This window comes from Streptomyces sp. NPDC058284 (assembly GCF_042881135.1).
Classification (GTDB): domain Bacteria; phylum Actinomycetota; class Actinomycetes; order Streptomycetales; family Streptomycetaceae; genus Streptomyces.
The window spans coordinates 223,429-245,558 of sequence record NZ_JBHVYE010000006.1 but is presented as its reverse complement, the minus strand read 5'-3'; the positions used below and the strand labels follow the sequence as shown (position 1 = coordinate 245,558).

The window sequence follows — 22,130 nt, the reverse complement described above, 5'->3', positions numbered from 1 at the left end:
GTCAGGCACGCTCGCCGCCGCCCAGCGCCATCCGCACGAGTGCGTCCACTTCCATCTCCTTGATCGCGTCGGTGTCGTCCGCGGGGCCCGTGCCGCCGCTGTCGGGTGCCTCGCTGCCGGCCTCGGTGAGGCGGAGTACCGCTTCCAGGAGTCCGGCCTCGCGCAGCCGTGTCACCGGGACTGCGGCGATCCGCCGTCGCAGTTCCCGGTCGCCGTCCGCGTCGGCGTGGGCGGCCGGTTCGACGGGGGCGGCCGGTTCGGCGGGCGGGGCGAGGCGGGCGGTCACGTACGCGGCGGCGGCGGCCGGGGTGGGGTGGTCGAAGACGAGGGTGGCGGGCAGGCGCAGGCCGGTGGCCGCGTTCAGGCGGTTGCGGAGGTCGACGGCGGTCAGGGAGTCGAAGCCGAGGTCCTTGAACGCCTGCTCCGGGTCGATCGCTTCGGGGCCTTCGTGCCCGAGGACGTCGGCGACGCGGGCCCGTACCAGCTCCTCGACCCGCTCCCGGCGCTCCTCACCGCCCAGGGACGCCAACTGGTCGCGCAGCGTGGCCACTTGCGTCGCGTCGGCCCTCGTCGCGGTGGGCCTGGCACCGCGCACCAGACCCCGCAGCAGCGGCGGCACGGAGCCGCGCGTGGCGCCCGCCCGCAGTCGGGCGGTGTCGAGGCGTACGGGCACGAGCAGGGTGTCGTCGAGGCGCAGCGCGGCGTCGAACAGCGCGAGGCCCTGGGCGTCGGAGAGTGCGGCGACACCGCCGCGGGCCATCCGCCGCAGTCCGGTGCCGTCCAGCGTGCCGGTCATCTCACTGCGCTGTTCCCACAGCCCCCAGGCAAGGGACTGGCTGGGCAGCCCATCCGCGTCGCGGCGTTGGGCCAGGGCGTCCAGGTAGGCGTTGGCGGCCGCGTAGTTGGCCTGGCCGGCGTTGCCGATGACGCCCGCCGCGGAGGAGAAGAGGACGAACGCGGACAGGGGCAGCTCGCGGGTCGCCTCGTGCAGGGCGAGGGCCGCGTCGACCTTGGGCCGCAGGACGCGGTCGAGACGTTCGGGTGTGAGCGAAGTGACCACGCCGTCGTCGAGGGCACCGGCGGCATGCACGACACCCGTCAGGGGATGCTGGACCGGCACCTTCGCGAGCAGCTCCGCGACGGCGGCCCGATCGGCGACGTCACACACCGCGAACTCCGCTTCGCAGCCGAGCCTTTGCAGGTCGGCGAGGAGCGCGGCGGCCCCGGGCGTGTCGGCTCCGCGCCGCCCGGCCAGGAGAAGGTGTTTCACACCGTGCCGGGCCGCGAGGTGCCGGGCGACGAGCCCGCCGAGCACACCGCCCGCGCCGGTGACGAGGACGGTGCCTTCGGGGTCCAGCGGCACGGATCGTTCATCGGCCGGTCCCGGCGGCGGTACGGGGGCGAGGCGCGCAGCGAGCAATCGCCCTTCACGTACGGCTAGTTGGGGCTCGCCGAGGTCCAGGGCGCCCGGCAACAGGGCGAGCAAGTCCTCCCGGTCCGGCGCGTCGACGAGGACGAACCGGTCGGGGTGCTCGGCCTGGGCCGAGCGCACCAGGCCCCGGGCCGCCGCGGCGGCGGGATCGCTCAGGAAGTCGTCAGGCCTCGTGCGGACGGCACCACGAGTGAGGAACACCAGGCGGGTATCGGCGAACCGGTCGTCGGCGAGCCATGCCTTCAGGAGCGCGAGGGTGGCGCCGACGACGGCCCGTACGGCGGACGCGTCTTCCCCATCGTCCTCAGCAGACCCGCCGTCCCCAGCAGTCCCACCGCCCCCGTCGGGCACGGGGCACGGCACGAGGAGCACGTCCGGCAGGGATGCCCCGCGGTCGACGGCCGCGACGAGGGCGGCGAGGTCGGGGTAGGTGTCGAGCGGCGGCGCGCCGGAGCCGAGGGCGGCCCATGAGGTGGGCGGGGTGCGGTCGGTGGCCGGAGTGGGGAGGGGTGTCCACTCCAGGCGGTACAGGGAGTCGTCCGTCGGCGAGGCCTTGGTGGTGCGCAGGGCTTCGACGTCGACCGGGCGGACGGCCAGTCCGGTCACCGTGATCACCGGGCGGCCGGAGAGGTCGTGCGCGGTGAGGGACACGGCCCCCTCGGTGTCCGGGGAGAGGCGGACGCGCAGCGCGGTGGCTCCGGAGGCGTGCAGGGTCACACCGGTCCACGCGAACGGCAGCCGCGCGGTGCCCGGTGCGAGGTCCGCGCCCCCGGTGCCACCGGGTGTCAGCCACAGTCCTTGGAGCGCCGCGTCGAGCAGTGCGGGGTGGATGCCGAAGGCGGTGGCCGCCGCCTGCTGATCCTCGCCCAGGCGTACCTCGGTGTACAGGTCGTCCCCGTGGCGCCACGCGGCGCGGATCCCCTGGAAGGCGGGGCCGTAGCCGTATCCAGCCGCGGCGAAGCGCTCGTAGAGGTCGTCGACGTCGACGGTCTCGGCCCCGGCCGGGGGCCGCCCCGTCCCGTCCACCAGTGGCCCCGCCTCGGCCGCCTCGGCCGCATCGGCCGCATCGGCCGCTTCGGCCAGGAACCCGGTGGCGTGCGGGGTCCACGGCGCGTCGGCCGCGGCGTCCGGCCGGGCGTGTACGTCCACCGTGCGGCGGCCGGTGCCGTCCGGGGCGCCGACCCGCACCTGTAGCTGTACGCCGCCGCTCGCGGGGAGCAACAGGGGGGCTTGAAGGGTCAGTTCCTCCAGGGCGGGGCATCCTGCCTCGTCCCCTGCGCGGACGGCGAGGTCCACGAACGCGGCGCCGGGCAGCAGCACGACATCCGATACGGCGTGGTCCGCGAGCCAGGGGTGGGTGCGCACCGAGAGCCGCCCGCTGAGCAGCGTCTCGCCGGTGTCGGCGAGTTCGACGGCCGCGCCCAGGAGCGGGTGTCCGGTCGCACCGAGACCCGCCGCCGTGACGTCGGCGCCGGTGTCGGGGCCCGGCACGGCCCAGTAGGGGCGGTGCTGGAAGGCGTACGTGGGCAGGTCGACGCGGTGGGCGGCGGTGTCCGCGAAGAGCGGTGCCCAGTCGACGGGAGCGCCGTGCGCCCAGGCGGCGCCGAGGGAGCGGAGCACCCGCTCCATGCCGCCCTCGTCGCGCCGCAGGGTGCTGAGCACGGCCGCGTCGTCGGCGCCCGCCGACTCCAGGGTCTCCTCCACGGCCGGGGTGAGGACCGGGTGCGGGCTCACCTCGATGTACGTACGGTGGCCCGCCGCGGCGAGGGCGCGCACGGCGGACTCGAAGCCCACGGTGCGGCGGAGGTTGGCGTACCAGTAGCGGGCGTCCATCGTCGCCGTGTCCAGCCAGCCGTCGGTCACGGTGGAGTACAGCGGGATGTCGGGCGCAGTGGGCTCGATGTCCTTGAGGGCGGTGGCCAGTTCGGCTTCCAGGGCTTCCATGTGGGCCGAGTGGGACGCGTAGTCGACGTCGACGCGCCGGGCGCGTACGCCGTCGGCCGCGCACGCCTCCACGAGTTGCTCCAGCGCGTCCACGTCACCGGAGACCACCACCGACGAGGGGCCGTTGACCGCCGCCAACGACAGCCGTCCCTCGCAGGCCGCGATCCGCTCGGCGGCCCGGCGCGAGGGCAGCGCGAGCGACACCATGCCGCCGCGTCCGGCGAGCCGGGCGAGCGCGCGGCTGCGCAGGGCGACGACCTTCGCCCCGTCCTCCAGCGTCAGCGCGCCGGCCACCACGGCCGCGGCGATCTCACCCTGGGAGTGCCCGACGACGGCGTCCGGGACGACACCGTACGCACGCCACAGCCGCGCGAGGGACACCATCACGGCGAAGAGGACCGGCTGCACCACGTCGACGCGGTCCAGGCCGCTGCCGTCGCGCACGACGTCGAGCAGCGACCAGTCGACGTGCGGGGCGAGGGCCTGTGCACAGGCGTCCATGCTGTCGGCGAACTCGGGGCTCTCGTTCAGGAGTTGTCGGGCCATGCCGGTCCACTGCGAGCCCTGTCCCGGGAACATCAGGACGGTGCGGGACTCGTGATCGGCGACACCGCTCACCGTGGGGTCCCCGCCCTCCACCCACTCCTTCAGGGCCGGAAGGAGGCGGTCCCGGCCGCCGACGAGGAGGGCGCGGTGCGGGAAGGCGGTGCGTCCCGCGAGGGAGAGGGCGACGTCCGCCGCGTCGGCCGGGTCCGTCCGGGTCAGTCGGCGGAGCAGGCGCTCGGCCTGGTCGCGCAGGGCGTCGGCGGAGCGGGCCGAGAGGCACCAGGGGACGACCGGAATGGTGCGGGCGCGCTCGGGCCCGTCGGGTCGGGAGTGGGGCTCGGCGGGCCCGGCGGGCTCGGGGGCCTCCTCCAGGACGACGTGGGCGTTGGTGCCGCTGAGCCCGAAGGAGGAGACGCCCGCGCGACGCGGCCTGCCCGTGTCGGGCCACTGCTCGGCCTCGGTCACGAGGGCGACGTCGCCCGCCGTCCAGTCCACGTGGGTGGTGGGCCGTTCGGCGTGGAGCGTTGCCGGGACGGTGGCGCGGCGCAGGGCAAGGACCGTCTTCATGACGCCCGCGACGCCCGAAAGGGCTTGGGTGTGGCCGATGTTGGACTTGAGGGAGCCGATCAGGAGGGGCCGCCCCGCGGGCCGGTCCTGGCCGTACGTGGCGAGGAGCGCCTGGGCCTCGATGGGGTCGCCCAGGGTGGTGCCGGTGCCGTGCGCCTCCACCACGTCGACGTCCGCGCCGGTCAGTCCCGCGTCGGCGAGGGCGGCGCGGATGACGCGCTGCTGGCTGGGTCCGTTGGGGGCCGAGAGACCGTTGCTCGCGCCGTCCTGGTTGACGGCGGAGCCGCGCAGGACGGCGAGGACGGGGTGGCCGTTGCGGCGGGCCTCGCTCAGCCGCTCGACGAGCAGCACCCCGGCTCCCTCGGCCATGCCCATGCCGTCGGCGTCGTCGGAGAACGCCTTGCACCGGCCGTCGGCCGCGAGGCCGCGCTGCCGCGAGAAGCTGATGAGGGCGCCGGGTGTCGCCATCACCGCGACGCCGCCGACCAGGGCCAGCGAGCAGTCCCCGGCGCGCAGCGCGCGGGCTGCCAGGTGCAGGGCGACCAGGGAGGAGGAGCAGGCGGTGTCGACGGTGACCGCGGGTCCCTCCAGACCCAGGGTGTAGGCGACGCGCCCGGAGACGACGCTGGGGGCGCTGCCGGTCAGCAGATGGCCCTCGCCCTGTGCGGAGCGGGCCACCGCGGCGCCGTAGTCGCTGTAGTTGACGCCGGTGAAGACGCCCGTACGGCTGCCGCGCAGCGCCTCCGGGTCCAGGCCCGCGCGTTCCAGGGCCTCCCAGGAGATCTCCAGGAGGAGCCGCTGCTGCGGGTCCATGGCGAGGGCTTCGCGGGGTGAGATGCCGAAGAAGGCCGCGTCGAAGTCGGCGGCGTCGTGCAGGAATCCGCCGTGCCGGGTGGTCGAGGTGCCCGGGTTCTCGGGATCCGGGTCGTAGAGCGCGTCGAGGTCCCAGCCGCGCCCGGCCGGGAATCCGGTGACGGCGTCGCCCCGCTCTGAGAGCAGTCGCCAGAGTTCCTCGGGCGAGGCGACACCGCCGGGGAGGCGGCAGCCCATGGAGACGATGGCGATCGATTCGTCGGCCGCTTCGGAACGGGGGGCCGCCACCGCCGCCACCCCCGCTGCCTCCGCCGTCTCATCCGCCCCGAGCAGGCAGGACTTCAGGTGCGTGGCGAGCGCGGCGGCCGACGGGTGGTCGAAGACGAGGGTCGACGGCAGCCGCAGGCCGGTCGCCTTGTTGAGGCGGTTGCGGAGTTCGACGGCGGTGAGGGAGGCGAAGCCGAGCTCCTGGAACGCCCTGGTGGGCGGTACGGCGTCGGCACGGTCGTGGCCGAGGACGGCGGCGGCGTGGCCGCGGACAAGGTCGAGCAGCAGCCGGTCCCGTTCGACGGGCTGCCGCAGCGCGGTGAGTCGCCTTCGCAGGTCGGATGCGGCCGGGACGTCATCCTCGCCGTGCCCCTCCAGAGCGCGGCGCGCTTCGGGGACGGTGCTCAGGAGCGGACTGGGGCGGCCGGTGGTGAAGACCGGGGCGAACTGCTCCCAGTCGACGTCGGCGACGGTCACGAGCGTCTCGTCGTCGTCGAGGATCTGCTGGAGCGCGGCGAGCGCCCGCTCGGCGTCGATCCGGGGCAGGCCGTGCTCTTCGAGGTTGAAGAGATCGGCATCGGCATCGGCGACGTCGGTGGACGGCGCGCCGTCCGCACCGGCCGGGGGCGCCGCCCGCCAGATGCCCCAGTCGACGGTGGTCGCGCTCAGGCCGCGACCGCGCCGGTACTGGGCGAGGGCGTCGAGGTGGGCGTTGGCCGCGGAGTACGCGCCGTGGTCGCCGCTTCCCCAGACGCCGGCGATCGAGGAGAACATCACGAACGCGTCGAGCTCGCGGTCGAGCAGGGCGTCGAGATGCGCCGCGCCCGCCGCCTTGGCGGCGACGACACGCTCGTACGCCGTCACGGGGATGGTGTCGAGCGGGGCGAGCGCGATGTGCGCGGCGGCGTGCACGACCGCGGTGACGGGTGCGCCGTCCGCTTCGAGCCCGGCGAGGAGCCGTTCGACCTGGTCGCGGTCGGCCAGGTCGCAGGCGGGCATCGCGAGCGTCGCGCCGTACTCGGCCAGCTCCGCACGGAGTGCGCCCGCTCCGGGCACGTCTTCCCCGCGCCGCCCGGGCAGGACCAGGTGGGTGGCGCCGCGGCGGGACAGCCAGCGCGCCAGGTGCGGGCCCAGGGTTCCAGTGCCGCCGGTGAGCAGGACGGTGCCTCGGGGCTTCCAGACACGCGCGGGGCGAACGGGGCGGGGGGCGCGGACGAGACGGCGGGCGTAGAGGCCGGTGGGGCGCACCGCGAGCTGGTCCTCGCCGTCCAGGCCCCCGAGCGCGGCGCAGAGCCGTTCCCCGGCGCGGGCGTCGACCGTGTCCGGCAGGTCGATCAACCCGCCCCAGCGCCGCGGGTGTTCCAGGGCGGCGACCACCCCGGTGCCCCACACCTGCGCCTGCGCGGGCGCGGTGAGCGGATCGCCCGCGCCCGTGGAGACGGCGCCACGGGTGGCGCACCAGAGGGGCGCGGTGACGCCGAGGTCGCCCAGCGCCTGCACGAGCGCGAGGGTCAGAGCCGTACCGGTGGGCAGACCCGGGTGTTGTGCGTGCGGGTGGTCCGCGAGACCGAGAAGGGAGAGAACCCCGGCGAGGGGGCGGCCACCGGTGGCGGTGCTGACGGCAGCGGCGAGACGGGCGCGGCACGCCCCTTCCGCCACCCCACTGCCCACCGTGACCACCTCGGCCCCATGCACCCGAAGCGCCCGCACGACCCCCCGTACCGTCTCGCTCTCCTCGTGGCCTTCCGGTACCAGGACCAGCCACGTGCCCGTGAGCGCGGGTGCCGCCGGGTCGGGGACGGGGTGCCAGTCCACGCGGTAGCGCCAGGCGTCGGTGGAGTCGGAGGGGGCGGAGGAGTCGAGGGACTCACGCTCGACGGGTGACGGCGCGACAGGTGTCAGCCAGTGGCGGCGCTGCTGGAACGGGTACGTGGGCAGGTCGACTCGGCGCGCGCCCCAACCCTCGTACACCTTCCGCCAGTTGACCGGTACGCCGCGCGCCCACAGTTCGGTCGCGGACGTCAGGGCGCGGCGGATGCCGCCCTCGTCGCGGCGCAGGGTGCCGGTGACGACGGCGTCGGGGACGCCCGCCGACTCGACGGTGTCCTGGACCGGCACCGTGAGGACCGGATGCGGGGAGACTTCGAGGAAGACGCCGTGCCCCTGCTCGGCGAGTACGCGGACTGCGGTGTCGAAGCGCACGGTGTGGCGCAGGTTCCGGTACCAGTACCCGGCGTCCATGGCTGTCGTGTCCAGCCGCTCCCCCGTGACGGTGGAGAGGAGCGGGGTGCGTGAGGCGGCCGGAGTGATGTCGGAGAGGGCCGTGAGGATGTCTTCCTCGATACCCTCGACGTGCGCGGAGTGCGAGGCGTAGTCGACGGGGATCGTACGCGCCCGTACGCCGCGCACCGCGCACTGCCCGGTCAGCTCGGCGAGGGCCGCCGCGTCACCGGACACGACGACGGACGCCGGGCCGTTGACCGCCGCGACCGACAGCCGCTCGGCCCAGGGGGCGATCACGTCCTCGGCCCGCTCACGGGACACAGCGAGCGAGACCATGCCGCCGTCGCCCGCGAGCGCGGCGATGGCCCGGCTGCGCAGGGCGACGACCTTCGCCCCGTCCGCCAGGGACAGCGCCCCGGCGACCACCGCCGCGGCGATCTCTCCCTGCGAGTGCCCCACCACGGCGTCCGGTTCGACGCCCCAGGACCGCCACAGGGCGGCCAGCGACACCATCACGGCGAACAGCGCGGGCTGCACCACGTCGACCCGCTCCAGCGGCGCCGCGCCGGGATCGCCGCGTACGACGTCGTGCAGCGACCAGTCCACGAAGGGGGACAGCGCGTCCTCGCAGGCGGCCATGGAGCGGGCGAACTCCGGCGCGCCGTCCAGGAGTTCGCGGCCCATGCCGGGCCACTGCGCACCCTGCCCCGGGAAGAGCATGACGACCCGGCCCGCCCCGGGCTCCGCGAGGCCGGTGACGGCGCCGGCGGCGCTCTCCGGGCCGCGGGCCAGCTCATGGAGCGAGGCGAGGAGTTCATCGCGGTCGGCGGCCGTCACGGCGGCACGGTGCGCGAACGCGGTGCGCGTGGTGGCGAGTGAGTAGCCGATGTCGGCGGGGCGCGCATCCGGGTCCGCGGCGAGGCGCGCCCTGAGGCGTACGGCCTGGTCGCGCAGGGCAGCCGCGGTGCGCCCGGAGAGCAGGCACGGCACGGCGTCCGGCGCGGTGCCCGTGGGCCGCTGCACCGGCTCGGGTTCCGGGGCCTGTTCCAGGATGACGTGGGCGTTGGTGCCGCTCATACCGAAGGAGGAGACGCCCGCGCGGCGCGGACCGCCGGTCCCGGGCCACTGCCTGGCCTCGGTCAAGAGCGCGACGGCGCCCGCGCTCCAGTCCACATGCGGGGTCGGCTCGGTGATGTGGAGGGTGGCGGGCAACACCCCGTGGCGCAGCGCGAGGACCGTCCTGATGACGCCCGCGACCCCGGCGGCGGCCTGGGTGTGACCGATGTTGGACTTCAACGAGCCGAGCCACAGGGGGTGTTCGCCGCGGCGGTCCCGGCCGTAGGTGGCGAGCAGCGCGTCGGCCTCGATGGGGTCACCGAGGGTGGTTCCGGTGCCGTGCGCCTCGACGGCGTCGATGTCGGCGGCGGACAGGCCCGCGTCGGCGAGGGCGTCGTGGATGACGCGCTGCTGGCTGGGGCCGTTCGGCGCGGTGAGGCCGTTGCTGGCGCCGTCCTGGTTGACGGCGGAGCCGCGCAGCACGGCGAGGACGGGGTGGCCGTTGCGGCGGGCGTCCGACAGGCGCTCCAGGAGGAGCATGCCGACGCCCTCGCCCCAGCCGGTGCCGTCGGCGGCGGCCGAGAACGGCTTGCAGCGGCCGTCGGCGGCCATGGCTCCCTGGCGGCTGAACTCGGTGAACACCGACGGCCGCGACATCACGGTCACGCCGCCCGCGAGCGCGAGCGAGCACTCGTCGGCGCGCAGCGCCCGCGCCGCCTGGTGCAGGGCGACGAGCGAGGCCGAGCAGGCGGTGTCGACGGTGACCGCGGGTCCTTCAAGGCCGAGGGTGTAGGCGACGCGGCCGGACATGACGCTCATCGAGTTGCCGGTCATCAGGAAGCCCTGGACGATCTCGGGGGCGCCGGTGCCGAGCTGGGCGTAGCCCTGGTCGATGGCGGCGGCGAACACGCCGGTGCGGGTGGCGCGCAGCGACGCCGGGTCGATGCCCGCGCGCTCGACGGCTTCCCACGCGGCCTGGAGCAGCAGCCGCTGCTGCGGGTCCATCGCGACGGCCTCGTGCGGCGACACGGCGAAGAACTCGGCGTCGAAGTCGGCGGCGCCGTCGAGGAACGCGCCCTGGCAGGGCACCCCGCCCGCGGTGAGCCGGGCGGTGTCCCAGCCGCGGTCGCCGGGCACGCCGGTGACGGTGTCCCGGCCCGCGGCCAGGAGCTCCCACAGCTCCTCGGGGGTACGGACGCCGCCGGGGAAGCGGCAGCTCATCGACACCACGGCGATCGGCTCACGGCCGCGGGCCTCGGCCTCGCGCAGCCGCCTGCGGGTGTCGCGCAGGTCGATGGTGACGCGGTTGAGGTAGTCGCGCAGCTTCTGCTCGTTCTGTTCGCTCACCGGGCCCCTCCGTGGGTGCGTCGGGACGGCGTGGCCCGGACGGGACTCACGTTGGTCTGGACGGGACTCACGAGATGCCCAGCTCCTTGTCGATCAGGTCGAAGATCTCTTCGTTGGTGGCGGACTCGACGGCTTCGGCGGAGTCCGCCCCGCCGTCGGCCCCCGCGGGCTCCGCCGCAGGTTCGAGGCGGGCGAGGGCGCCGCGCAGCCGCCGGGCCAGGTCCGCGCGCCGGTGTGCCCCTTCGGTGCCCGCGTTGGCCAGTTCGGCCGCGAGCGCGTCGAGCCGGTCGAGTTCGGCGGCGCCGGGTGGCGCGGCCGGCGCGGCACCGGCGAGGAGCCGGGCGGCGAGGTGGCGGGCGAGCGCTTCGGGGGTGGGGCGGTCGAAGACGAGGGCGGCCGGCAGCCGGGTCCCGGTCGCCGCCATGAGCCGGTTGCGGAGTTCGACGCCGGTGAGGGAGTCGAAGCCGAGCTCCTTGAACGGCCGCTCCGCACCGATCAGTTCGGTGGAGGCGTGGCCGAGGACGGCGGCGGCGTTGCCGCGCACCAGGTCGAGCAGGGCCCGGTGCGCCTCGGCGGGCGACAGGCCGCCCAGCTGTTCGGCGAGCGAGGGTCCGGCGGGCGCGGTGGTGGCCGCGGGCGCGGCGCCCTTGCGCGCCGCGCCGCGCACGAGGCCGCTGAGCAGTGGCGGCAGTGGGGTGCCCGTGGCGGCCGCCGCGCGCAGTGCGGCCGGGTCGACATCGGCGGCCAGTACGTGCGGCTGCGCCGCGCTCAGAGCGGCGTCGAGCAGCGCGAGGGCCGCTGCGGTGGACAGGGCGCCGACGCCGCCCCGCGCCATCTTCCGCACGTCGGCGTCGGTGAGGTGCGCGGTCAGGGCGCTGCGCTCCTCCCACATGCCCCACGCGATGGACACGGCGGGCAGCCCTTCGGCGCGGCGGCGTGCGGCGAGCGCGTCGAGCGCGGCGTTGGCTGCGGCGTAGTTGGCCTGTCCGGCGGCGCCGAGCAGGGCGGCGCCGGACGAGAACAGGACGAAGGCGGCCAGGTCGTGCTCTCGGGTCAGCTCGTGCAGGGCGAGCGCGGCGTCCGCCTTGGGCCGCAGGACGCGGGTGAGCTGCTCCGGTGTGAGCGCGGTGAGGGTGGCGTCGTCGAGGACTCCGGCGGCGTGCACGACACCGGTGAGCGGGTGCGACCGGGGCACGCCCGCGAGAAGGTCGCCGAGGGCGGCGCGGTCGGTCGCGTCGCACGGCTCGACGGTCACCTCGGCGCCCGCATCGCGCAGTTCGCGTAGGAGCTGTCCGGCCCCCGGGGCGTCCGCGCCGAGGCGCCCCGTCAGCAGCAGACGGCGTACGCCGTGGGCGGTGACCAGGTGGCGGGCGACGAGTCCGCCGAGGGTGCCGGTGCCGCCGGTGATCAGCACGGTGCCGTCCGGGTCGAGGGGCGCGGGCAGTGTGAGGACGTTCTTGCCGATGTGCCGGGACTGGCTCAGGTGGCGGAACGCCCGCGGTGCCTGGCGCAGGTCCCAGCAGGTGAGCGGCAGCGGCGTCAGGGCGCCCCGCTCGAACAGGGACAGGATCTCGGCGAGCATGGCGCCGACCCGCTCCGCTCCGGCCTCCATCAGGTCGAAGGCCCGGTAGTGGACACCGGGGTGGTCGCGCGCCACGTCGTCGGCGTCGCGTACGTCGGTCTTGCCCATCTCCACGAACCGGCCCCCGCGCGGAAGCAGCGCCAGTGACGCGTCGACGAACTCCCGTGCCAGGCAGTCGAGTACGACGTCCACGCCCCGGCCGCCGCTGACACCGAGGAAGCGGTCGGCGAAGTCGACGGTGCGCGTGGAGGCGATGTGGTCGTCGGCCAGACCTGCCGCCCGCAGCACGTCCTGCTTGGCGGGGCTCGCCGTCCCGTACACCTCGGCTCCGGCGTACCGGGCGAGCTGGACGGCGGCCATGCCGACGCCGCCTGCCGCCGCGTGCACGAGGACCGACTGGCCGCGCCGCAGCCCGCCGAGGTCGAACAGGCCGTAGTACGCGGTGAGGAAGGCGATCGGCACCGACGCGGCCTGCGCGAAGGTCCAGCCGGCCGGGATCCGGGCGAGGGTGCGCCGGTCGGCGACGGCGGTCGGCCCGAAGGCACCGCCGAACACGCCCATCACCCGGTCCCCCGGAGCCAGATCGCCGACGTCCGCGCCGACCTCGAGGACGACTCCTGCGCCCTCGCTGCCGAGCGTCGTCTGGTCGGGGTCGAGCCCGAGGGAGACCACCACGTCGTGGAAGTTGAGGCCCGCCGCCCGCACGGCGACACGCACCTGGCCCGCGCCGAGCGGGGCGAGCGCGTCGGGCGCGGGGACGGTCGTGAGCCCGTCGACCGTGCCGTCCCCGGACAGGGCGATCCGCCAGCCGTCCGCACCGTCGGGGGGCGGCGGCAGGGTGTCCCGGCCGGGCCCCGCGGTCAGGCGCGGCACGAGGATCTCCCCGGCGCGCACGGCGACGTGGGGTTCGCCCGAGGCGAGCGCGGCGGGCAGGGCGGCCCGCGACTCCGGGCGGCCGTCCAGGTCCACGAGCAGGAATCGGCCCGGGTGTTCGACCTGCGCCGTCCGCAGGAGGCCACCGGTACCGGACCGCGTCCAGTCCGCCACCCGGTCGCCGGGCCCCGTGCTCACCGCGCCCTGGGTGACGACGGCGAGAACGGAGCCGTCGAACCGCTCGTCGGCCAGCCATTCCTGTACGAGGGCGAGGCATTCGGCGGTGACGGCGTGGAACTCCGCGCCGCTGTCCCGGCCTTCGGCCCCCGTGCTCTGCGCGGCGTTCCCTCGCGGGCAGTCGGCGACGACCAGGGCGGGCACGGGGCTGTCCGGTTCGGCGCGCAGGGCAGCCAGGTCGCCCCAGTCGGGCGTCGGCGAAAGGCCGTCGGCGTCCGGCGCGGGCTCCAAGGCCACCCAGTCCACCCGGTGCAGCCCGTCCCGCCCGTCTCCCGCACGCGGCGAGCCACCCACAGAAGCGGGCCGCAGGGCGAGCGAACCGGCCGAGAGGACCTCCTGCCCCGCGAGGTCGTACACGGTCAGGGCGACGGCGTCAGGACCCTCGGCGGTGAGCCTGACCCGTACGGCGGTGGCCCCCGTGGCGTGCGCGGTCACGTCGTTCCAGCTGAACGGCAGACGTGCGGTGTCGTCACTGGCGGGCAGCAGGGCGGCGCTCTGCAGGGCGGCGTCCAGGAGCGCCGGGTGCAGGCGGTACCCGGGGGCGTCGGCGTGCTGGCGCTCGTCCAGGACGAGTTCGGCGCAGATCTCGCCGTCCCTGGCCCAGGCGGCACGGAGCCCCTGGAACGTGGGCCCGTACGTGTATCCGGCCGCCGCGAACCGCTCGTAGAGGTCCCCGATGTCCACGGCCTCGGCCCCGGGTGGCGGCCAGGCGACGAGGGCGGGCCCTGCGGGGCGGATGGCGGGGGCGACGGTTCCGGTGGCGTGGGCGGTCCACACGGGGGCGTCCCCGGAATCCGGCTCGGTCTCCCGCTCCGTACGCGAGAAGAGGCCGAGCGCCCGTCGCCCCTCACCGTCGGGCGCCCCGAGCCGCACCTGAATGTGCACGGCGCCCTCTTCGGGCAGCAGGAGCGGTGCGGACAGGGTGAGTTCGTCCACCGTGGCGCAGCCGGCTTCGGCGGCGGCCCGCAGCGCGAGCTCCAGGAAGGCGGTGCCGGGCAACAGGACGGCGCCTTGGACCGCGTGCTCGGCGAGCCACGGATGCGTACGCCGCGAAAGCCGCCCCGTGCACAGGAGTTCACCCGTGTCGGCGATCTCCACGGCGGCGCCCAGGAGCGGATGCCCTGTCGTGCCGAGCCCCGCGGAGGCGACGTCCCAGCTGGTGGTCGGGACGTCCAGCCAGAGACGGCGCTCCTGGAAGGGGTAGGTGGGCAGGTCGGTACGGACGGCACCAGTTCCCTCGAAGACGGCCGACCAGTCGACCGCGAGGCCGTGCACGTGGGCCTGCCCCACAGCGAGCAGCATCCGCTGAAGGCCGCCTTCGTCCCGACGCAGCGTGCCCAGGACCACGCCACTCGCCCCGGCCGCCTCCAGCGTCTCCTCGACCGCCATGGTCAGCACCGGGTGCGGGCTCACCTCGATGAAGGCGCCGAAGCCGTCGGCAGCCAAGGTGCGGACGGCCGACTCGAAGCCGACGGTGCGGCGCAGGTTCGTGTACCAGTACGCGGCGTCCATCTCCGAGGTGTCCAGCCACTCCCCCGTCACGGTCGAGAACAGCGGGACGTCACCGGGGGCCGCCTCGACCCCTTCAAGGGCCTCCCTCAACTCCGCCTCGATCTGCTCCACATGCGTCGAGTGCGAGGCGTAGTCCACGTCGATGCGGCGGGCCCGTACCCCGTCGGCCGCACAGCTGTACAGGAACTCCTCCAGGGCGTCGGAGTCGCCCGACACCACCACGGCCGAGGGTCCGTTGACGGCGGCCAACGACAGCCGCCCGCCCCAGGCGGTCAGCCGCTCCTCCACCGCGGTGGACGACAGCGCCACCGAGACCATCCCGCCGCGCCCGGCGAGGCGCACGATGGCCCGGCTGCGCAGGGCGACGACCTTCGCTCCGTCCGCCAGGGACAGCCCACCGGCCACCACCGCTGCCGCGATCTCCCCCTGGGAGTGCCCGACGACGGCATCGGGCGCGACACCGTACGAGCGCCACAGCCTCGCCAGCGACACCATCACCGCGAACAGCACCGGCTGGACCACGTCCACCCGCTCAAGCCCCTCGCCCGAGCGCACGGTGTCGAGCAGCGGCCACTGCGTGTACGGAGCGAGCGCCGCCTCGCACTCCGCCATGAACCCGGCGAACTCCGCCGACGCGTCGAGCAGTTCACCAGCCATGCCCACCCACTGCGCGCCCTGCCCCGGGAACACGAACACCGTGCCGTCGGGCACCTGCGCCTTCGCCGTCACGACCTGCGGCGAGGGCTCTCCGGACGCCAACGCGCGCACAGCCTGCATCAGTTGCTGCCGGTCTCCGACCACCACGGCCCGGTACTCGTGGAGCGCCCGGGTCACCGCCAGCGAAAGGCCCACGTCACCGACGTGGACGACGTCCTCGCCGCACACCTCGAGCAGTCGCGCGGCCTGCTCCCGCAACGCCTGCGGCGACTTCGCCGAGAGCACCCACGGCACCGGCACCGGCGTCCGCGGCTCGGACGCCCGCGCGGCGGTGTCCTCCGGCACCTGCTCCAGAATCACGTGCGCGTTCGTCCCGCTCACGCCGAACGACGACACCCCGGCCCGGCGCGGCCCGCCGGCGGCGTCCCACGCGCGCGCCTCGGCGAGCAGCCGCACGTCCCCTGCCGTCCAGTCGACCTGAGGGGTCGGTTCGTCGACGTGGAGGGTCTGCGGCAGCGTCCCGTGCCGCATCGCGAGGACCATCTTCATCACCCCGGCGACACCGGCCGCCGCGGAGGTGTGGCCGATGTTGGACTTCAGGGAACCCAGCCACAACGGCCGCCCCTCCGGACGCCCCTGCCCGTATGTGGCGAGCAGCGCCTGCGCCTCGATCGGGTCTCCGAGCTTGGTTCCGGTGCCATGCGCCTCCACCGCGTCCACGTCCTTCGCCGACAGACCCGCGTCCGCGAGCGCCGCGCGGATCACCCGCTGCTGGCTCGGCCCGTTCGGGGCCGTCAGGCCGTTGCTCGCCCCGTCCTGGTTCACCGCGCTCCCCCGCACCACCGCAAGCACCGGGTGGCCATTGCGCCGGGCATCCGACAGCCGCTCCAGGAGCAGGATTCCGGCGCCTTCGCCGAAGCCGGTGCCGTCCGCGCCCGCGGCGAAGGACTTGCAGCGGCCGTCGGCCGCGAGGCCGCCCTGGCGGCTGAACTCGACGAAGAGTTCGGGGCTGGACATCACGGTGACCCCGCCCGCGAGCGCGAGAGCGCACTCGCCGCGGCGCAGCGACTGCACCGCTGTGTGCAGGGCCACGAGCGAGGAGGAGCACGCCGTGTCGATGGTGAGGGCGGGGCCTTCGAGGCCGAAGGCGTAAGCGATGCGGCCGGACACGACGCTGCCGGAGTTGCCGGTGCCCAGGAAGCCCTCGACGTCCTCGGGGATGTGCGGAAGGAGCCGTACCGCGTAGTCCTGCTGCATCAGACCGATGAAGACGCCCGCGGGGGTGCCGCGCACCGCGGCCGGGTCGATGCCTGCACGTTCGAACGTCTCCCAGGTGAGGGTGAGCAGGAGGCGCTGCTGCGGGTCCATGGCGATCGCCTCGCGGGGCGAGATGCCGAAGAAGTCGGGGTCGAAGTCGCCGGCGCCGGCGAGGAATCCGCCTTCGCGCACGTACGAGGTGCCGGTGTGTGCGGGGTCGGGGTCGTAGAGCGTGTCGAGGTCCCAGCCGCGGTCGGTGGGAAAGGCGGAGATGCCGTCGCCGCCGGACGCGACGAGCCGCCACAGGTCGTCGGGGGTGCGGACGGCTCCGGGGAAGCGGCAGCCCATCGCGACGATCGCGATCGGTTCGTCCGCGGACGACGCGGTCGCGGTGGCTCCGGAGCCCGCCCCGGCGGGTTCGGGGCCCGTCCCGCCGAGTTCGTCGCGCAGGTGCGCCGCGAGCGCCTGCGGTGACGGGTGGTCGAAGACCAGCGTGGCGGGCAGCCGCAGGCCGGTGGCGGCGTTCAGACGGTTGCGCAGTTCGACGGAGGCGAGCGAGTCGAAGCCGAGGTCGCGGAAGGCGCGTGCCGGTACGACCGCGCTGTCGGAGGTGTGGCCGAGTACGGCCGCGGCCTGCGCGCACACCAACTGGACGAGCGTGCGCAGGCGTTCGGCCTCCGGCAGGGCGGCAAGGCGCTCGGGCAGTGCGGCGTCGGTGCCGCCGGGCCGCACGGCGGCGGCCGTGGGCCTGCGTACGGGTACGCGTACGAGCGAGCGCAGGAGCGGAGGCACGGCCTCCCCCTCGGCGGCCCGGGCCCGCAGTGCGCGCGCGTCGAGCCGGAGCGGCAGCAGCGCCGGGGCGTCGACGGTGAGGGCGGCGTCGAGGAGCGCGAGGCCCTCGTCGGTGGTGAGCGGCGGCATGCCGGAGCGGGCCAGCCGGCGCAGGTCGGCGTCGTCGAGGTGGCCGGTCAGGGTGGAGCGCTGCTCCCAGAGGGTCCAGGCGAGGGAGTGCGCGGGCAGGCCTTCGGCGTGGCGGTGCTGGGCGAGGGCGTCCAGGTAGGCGTTGGCCGCTGCGTAGTTGCCCTGTCCGGGGCCGCCGAAGGTGCCCGCGGCGGAGGAGAAGAGGACGAAGGCCCGCAGTTCCTTGTCGCGGGTGAGCTCGTGCAGGTGCAGGGCGGCGTCGGCCTTGGGGCGCAGCACCGTGTCGACGCGGTCGGGCGTGAGGGAGGTGATGACGCCGTCGTCGAGGGCGCCCGCGGCGTGTACGACGGCTGTCAGGGGGTGGTCGGCGGGGATGCCGTCGAGGAGGGCGGCGAGCCCGTCCCGGTCGGCGGCGTCGCAGGCGGCGACGGTGACGTGGGCGCCGAGCGCGGTGAGTTCCTCGGCGATCTCCGCGGCGCCCGGCGCGTCGGGGCCGCGTCGCCCGGCGAGGAGGAGGTGACGGACGCCGTGCCGGGCAACGAGGTGGCGGGCCACGCGGGAGCCGAGCAGTCCGGTGCCGCCGGTGACGAGGACGGTGCCGTCGGGGTCGAGAGTGACCGGGGCCGGGTCGGTGGCGGGGACCTTGGCGAGGCGGGGGGTGAGGGCCCTGTCGCCCCGTACGGCAAGTTGCTGTTCCCCGCTCGTGAGCGCCGCTGCGACGGTCTGCGGCGCCGCCTCTTCGTCGAGGTCCACGAGGACGAAGCGGCCGGGATGTTCGGACTGGGCGGAACGCACCAGGCCCCACACGGCCGCGCGGGCCGGATCGGTGGGCGCGTCACCGACGGCGTCCCCGGTGACGACGGCGCCCCGGGTGACCAGGACGAGCCGCGTGTCGGCGAGACGCTCGTCGGCGAGCCAGGTCCGGAGGATTTCCAGCGCCCGGTGGACGGCGGTGTGCACGCCGTCCGGGTCGGTGTCGGCAGGCCGGTCCTGAGGTGCGAAAGTCCGGTCCTGAGGTGCGAACACGAGCTGCGGAGGTGCTGTGCCCGCGTCGAGGGCGGTGATGAGTGCAGCGGTGTCGGGGTAGGCGGTCGACGTCGGCAGGCTGCTGTTGTCGGGGCCGATGACTGCCCAGTCGGTGCCCACCGGAGCGGGTGGGCAGGTGAGGGGGGTCCACTCCACCTGGAACAGCGAGTCGTGGTGGGTGCGGGTCGTGAGGGCGTCAGGTGCGGCCGGGCGCAGGGTCAGGGCCTGAACGGTGGCGACGGGGTTTCCGTTGGCGTCGGTGACGTCGAGTGTGAGAGTGTCCGGCGCGGTCCGGGTCAGGCGGACGCGCAGTGCGGTGGCGCCCGACGCGTGCAGGGTGACGCCCGACCAGACGAACGGCATGCGGCCGCCGTCGTTCCCCGCGTCGTCGGCGGTGAGTCCGCTGGCGTGCAGAGCGGCGTCGAGCAGCGCCGGATGCAGGGCGAACTGCCCGGCGTCCTGGTGGAGTTCGGGCGGAAGCTCCGCTTCGGCGCACAGGTCGTCGCCGAGCCGCCACGCCGCCGTGAGTCCCTGGAAGGCGGGCCCGTAGGCGAAGCCGCCCTCGGCGTAGCGCGCGTACATGCCGTCGAGGTCGACGGGGTCGGCGCCGGGCGGGGGCCAGACAGCCCGGGTGTCGTGGGCCGGGGCGGGGGCCGCCGGGGCGAGGATGCCGGTGGCGTGGCGGGTCCACTCCTCGTCCGTGTCCGGGTCGTCGGGCCGCGCGTGCAGGGCGAGGGTGCGGGTGCCGTCGGCGGCCGGTGCGCCGACGGTCAGGCGCAGCACGACGCCGCCGTCCGGGGGCAGCGTCAGGGGGGCTTCGAGGGTGAGGTCGTCGACGCGGGAGCAGCCGGTGCGGTCGCCCGCGAGGACGGCGAGTTCCAGGAATGCGGTGCCGGGCAGCAGGGCGTCACCCTGGACGGTGTGGTCGGCGAGCCAGGGATGGGTGCGGAGCGAGAGTCGCCCCGTGAACAGCAGGCTGTCGCTGTCGGCGAGCGCGACGACGGCACCGAGGAGCGGGTGCCCCGAGGGGTCCAGGCCCAGTGAGGCGGCGTCGCCCGCGGGCGCTCCTGAGTCCTCCAGCCAGTAGCGCTCCCGCTGGAAGGCGTACGTGGGCAGGTCGGCGCGGCGGGGGTTCTGCGGGGTGAGGGCGGCGTCCCAGTCGACGTGGACGCCTCGCACGTGTAGTTCGGTGAGCGCGGTGAGCAGGCGGCGCGGGCCGCCGTCGTCGCGGCGCAGCGTGCCGAGGGCGAGGGCGTCGGTGCCGGCGGCGGCAGCGGTGTCCTGGAGGGCGGCGGTCAGCACGGGGTGCGGGCTGACCTCGATGAGCACGCGGTGGCCGTCGGCCAGCAGGGCCCGCGTGGCCTGCTCGAACTCGACGGTGTGGCGGAGGTTGTCGTACCAGTAGGCGGCGTCGAGGCGCTCGGTGTCCAGGAGGCCGCCGGTGACGGTCGAGTAGAAGGGCACGTCGGCCGGGCGTGGCGCGATGTCCGCCAGCGCCTCGGACAGCTCGGCGCGGATCCGCTCGACGTGCGGGCCGTGCGAGGCGTAGTCGACGGGGATGGTGCGGGCCCGTACGCCGTCGGCTTCGAGGGCGGCGAGGAGCTCGGCCAGGGCCTCGGGGGCACCGGAGACGACGGCCGACTCGGGGCCGTTCACGGCGGCGAGCGCGAGCCGCCCGCCCCAGGGCGCGACCCGTTCCCGTACCCGGTCGGCGGGCAGCGACACCGACGCCATGCCGCCGTGCCCGGCCAGCGCCCGCAGCGCCCTCGCGCGCAGGGCGACGACCTTCGCGGCGTCGTCGAGGGTGAGGGCCCCGGCGACACAGGCCGCGGCTATCTCCCCCTGGCTGTGCCCGGCCACGGCCGCGGGCTCGACACCGTGGGCGCGCCACACCTGGGCGAGGGAGACCATCACCGCGAACAGAGCGGGCTGCACGACGTCCACGCGGTCGAACCCCGGGGCGCCGGGGGCGCCGCGGACCACGTCGAGGAGTGCGAAGTCGGTGTACGGGGCGAGGGCGTCGGCGCACTGGGCGAGGCGGGCGGCGAACTCCGGTGAGGTGTCCAGGAGTTCACGGGCCATGCCGGGCCACTGGGAGCCCTGGCCTGGGAAGACGAAGGCGACGGCCTCGCCGGTGCGGGCGGCGGCGCGCACGATGCCGGGCGGCAGCGGGTCGGCGTCGCGGGCGAGCGCGTCGAGCCCGTCGAGCAGCGCCTGACGGTCCTCGACGACGAGGGCGGCCCGGTACTCGTGCGCGGCCCGGCCCGTCGCCAGGGTGTGGGCGATGTCCGGCAGACGCAGGCCGGGGTGGTCCGCCAGGTGGGCGCGCAGGGTGGCCGCCTGGGCGCGCAGGGCGTCGCCGCCGCGCGCGGAGACGACGCAGGGCACGGGGCCGGAGTACTCGTCGGCGGGCGGCGGCTCCTCGCTGAGCGGCGGCTCCTCGGCGGGCTCGGCCTGTTCGAGGACGACGTGGCCATTGGTGCCGCTGACGCCGAAGGAGGACACGGCGGCGCGGCGCGGACGCCCCGTCGCGGGCCAGTCGATGGTGTCCGTGACCAGCTTCAGCGATCCCGTGGACCAGTCGACCTGCGGGGTGAGGTCCGTGCCGTGCAGGGACGGCGGCACCACGCCGCGCCGCATGGCGAGGATCATCTTGATGACGCCGCCCACACCCGCGGCGGCCTGGGTGTGGCCGATGTTGGACTTCAACGAGCCGATCAGCAGCGGCCGTTCGGCAGTGTGCTCACGGCCGTACGTGGCGAGGAGCGCCTGCGCCTCGATGGGGTCGCCGAGCGGGGTGCCGGTGCCGTGCGCCTCCACGACGTCGACGTCCGCCGCCGTCAGCCGGGCGTGCGCGAGGGCCTGGCGGATGACGCGCTGCTGGGAGGGCCCGTTGGGCGCGGTGAGGCGGCTGCTCGCGCCGTCCTGGTTGACGGCGGAGCCGCGTACGAGCGCGAGCACCGGGTGGCCGTTCCTGCGGGCCTCCGACAGGCGCTCGAGGAGGAGCATGCCGACGCCCTCGCCCCAGCCGGTGCCGTCGGCGGCGGCCGAGAAGGACTTGCAGCGCCCGTCGGCGGCGAGACCGTTCTGCCGGCTCATCTCCACGAACGGCACCGGCGTGGACATCACCATGGCGCCGCCGGCGAGCGCGAGCGTGCAGTCGCCCTGCCGCAGCGCCTGGCAGGCCAGGTGGAGGGCGACCAGGGACGACGAGCAGGCGGTGTCGACGGAGACGGCGGGGCCTTCGAGGCCGAAGGTGTAGGCGATGCGGCCGGACGCGACGCTGTCGGAGCTGCCGTTGCCGAGGTAGCCCCGGACGTCGTCGGGCACCTGGCGCAGCCGGACCGCGTAGTCCTGGTACATCACCCCGGCGAAGACGCCGGTGCGGCTGCCGCGCAGGGTGTGCGGGTCGATCCCGGCGCGTTCGAACGTCTCCCAGGTGGTCTCCAGGAAGAGCCGCTGCTGCGGGTCCATGGCGAGGGCCTCGCGCGGCGAGATCCCGAAGAAGCCGGGGTCGAATCCCGCGACGTCGTCGAGGAAGCCGCCCTCGGCGCTGTACGTGGTCCCGGGGCGCTCCCCCGCCGGGTCGTGCAGAGCGGCCAGGTCCCAGCCGCGGTCGGCGGGGAAGGGCGTGATCGCGTCGGTGCCCGTCGAGACGAGGTGCCACAGGTCTTCGGGGGTGCGCACACCGCCGGGGTAGCGGCAGCCCATCGCGACGACGGCGACGGGTTCCCGGTCCTTGGCCTCGGCCTCGCCGAGGCGCTGCTTGGTCCGGTGCAGGTCGGCTGCCACCCGCTTGAGATAGTCGCGCAGCTTGTCGTCATTCACCGTGCATCGTCACCTTTGGTACGCGGGGCGGGCGGGGGGCGT

2 protein-coding genes are annotated in these 22,130 nt (G+C 75.3%); both read right to left on the bottom strand.

Annotated elements, in window-relative coordinates; genetic code table 11:
• Position 1: 1 nt before the first annotated feature.
• Positions 2 to 10,195 carry an SDR family NAD(P)-dependent oxidoreductase gene (locus ACFVYR_RS11775; RefSeq protein ID WP_384254710.1) on the bottom strand — a complete coding sequence of 3,398 codons (10,194 nt, stop codon included), beginning with the start codon at positions 10,193 to 10,195 and terminating at the stop codon, positions 2 to 4.
• Between the two features lie 67 nt (positions 10,196 to 10,262).
• Complete coding sequence (locus ACFVYR_RS11770; protein WP_384254707.1) at positions 10,263 to 22,088, bottom strand: SDR family NAD(P)-dependent oxidoreductase; 11,826 nt, start codon at positions 22,086 to 22,088, stop codon at positions 10,263 to 10,265.
• Positions 22,089 to 22,130: the final 42 nt, after the last annotated feature.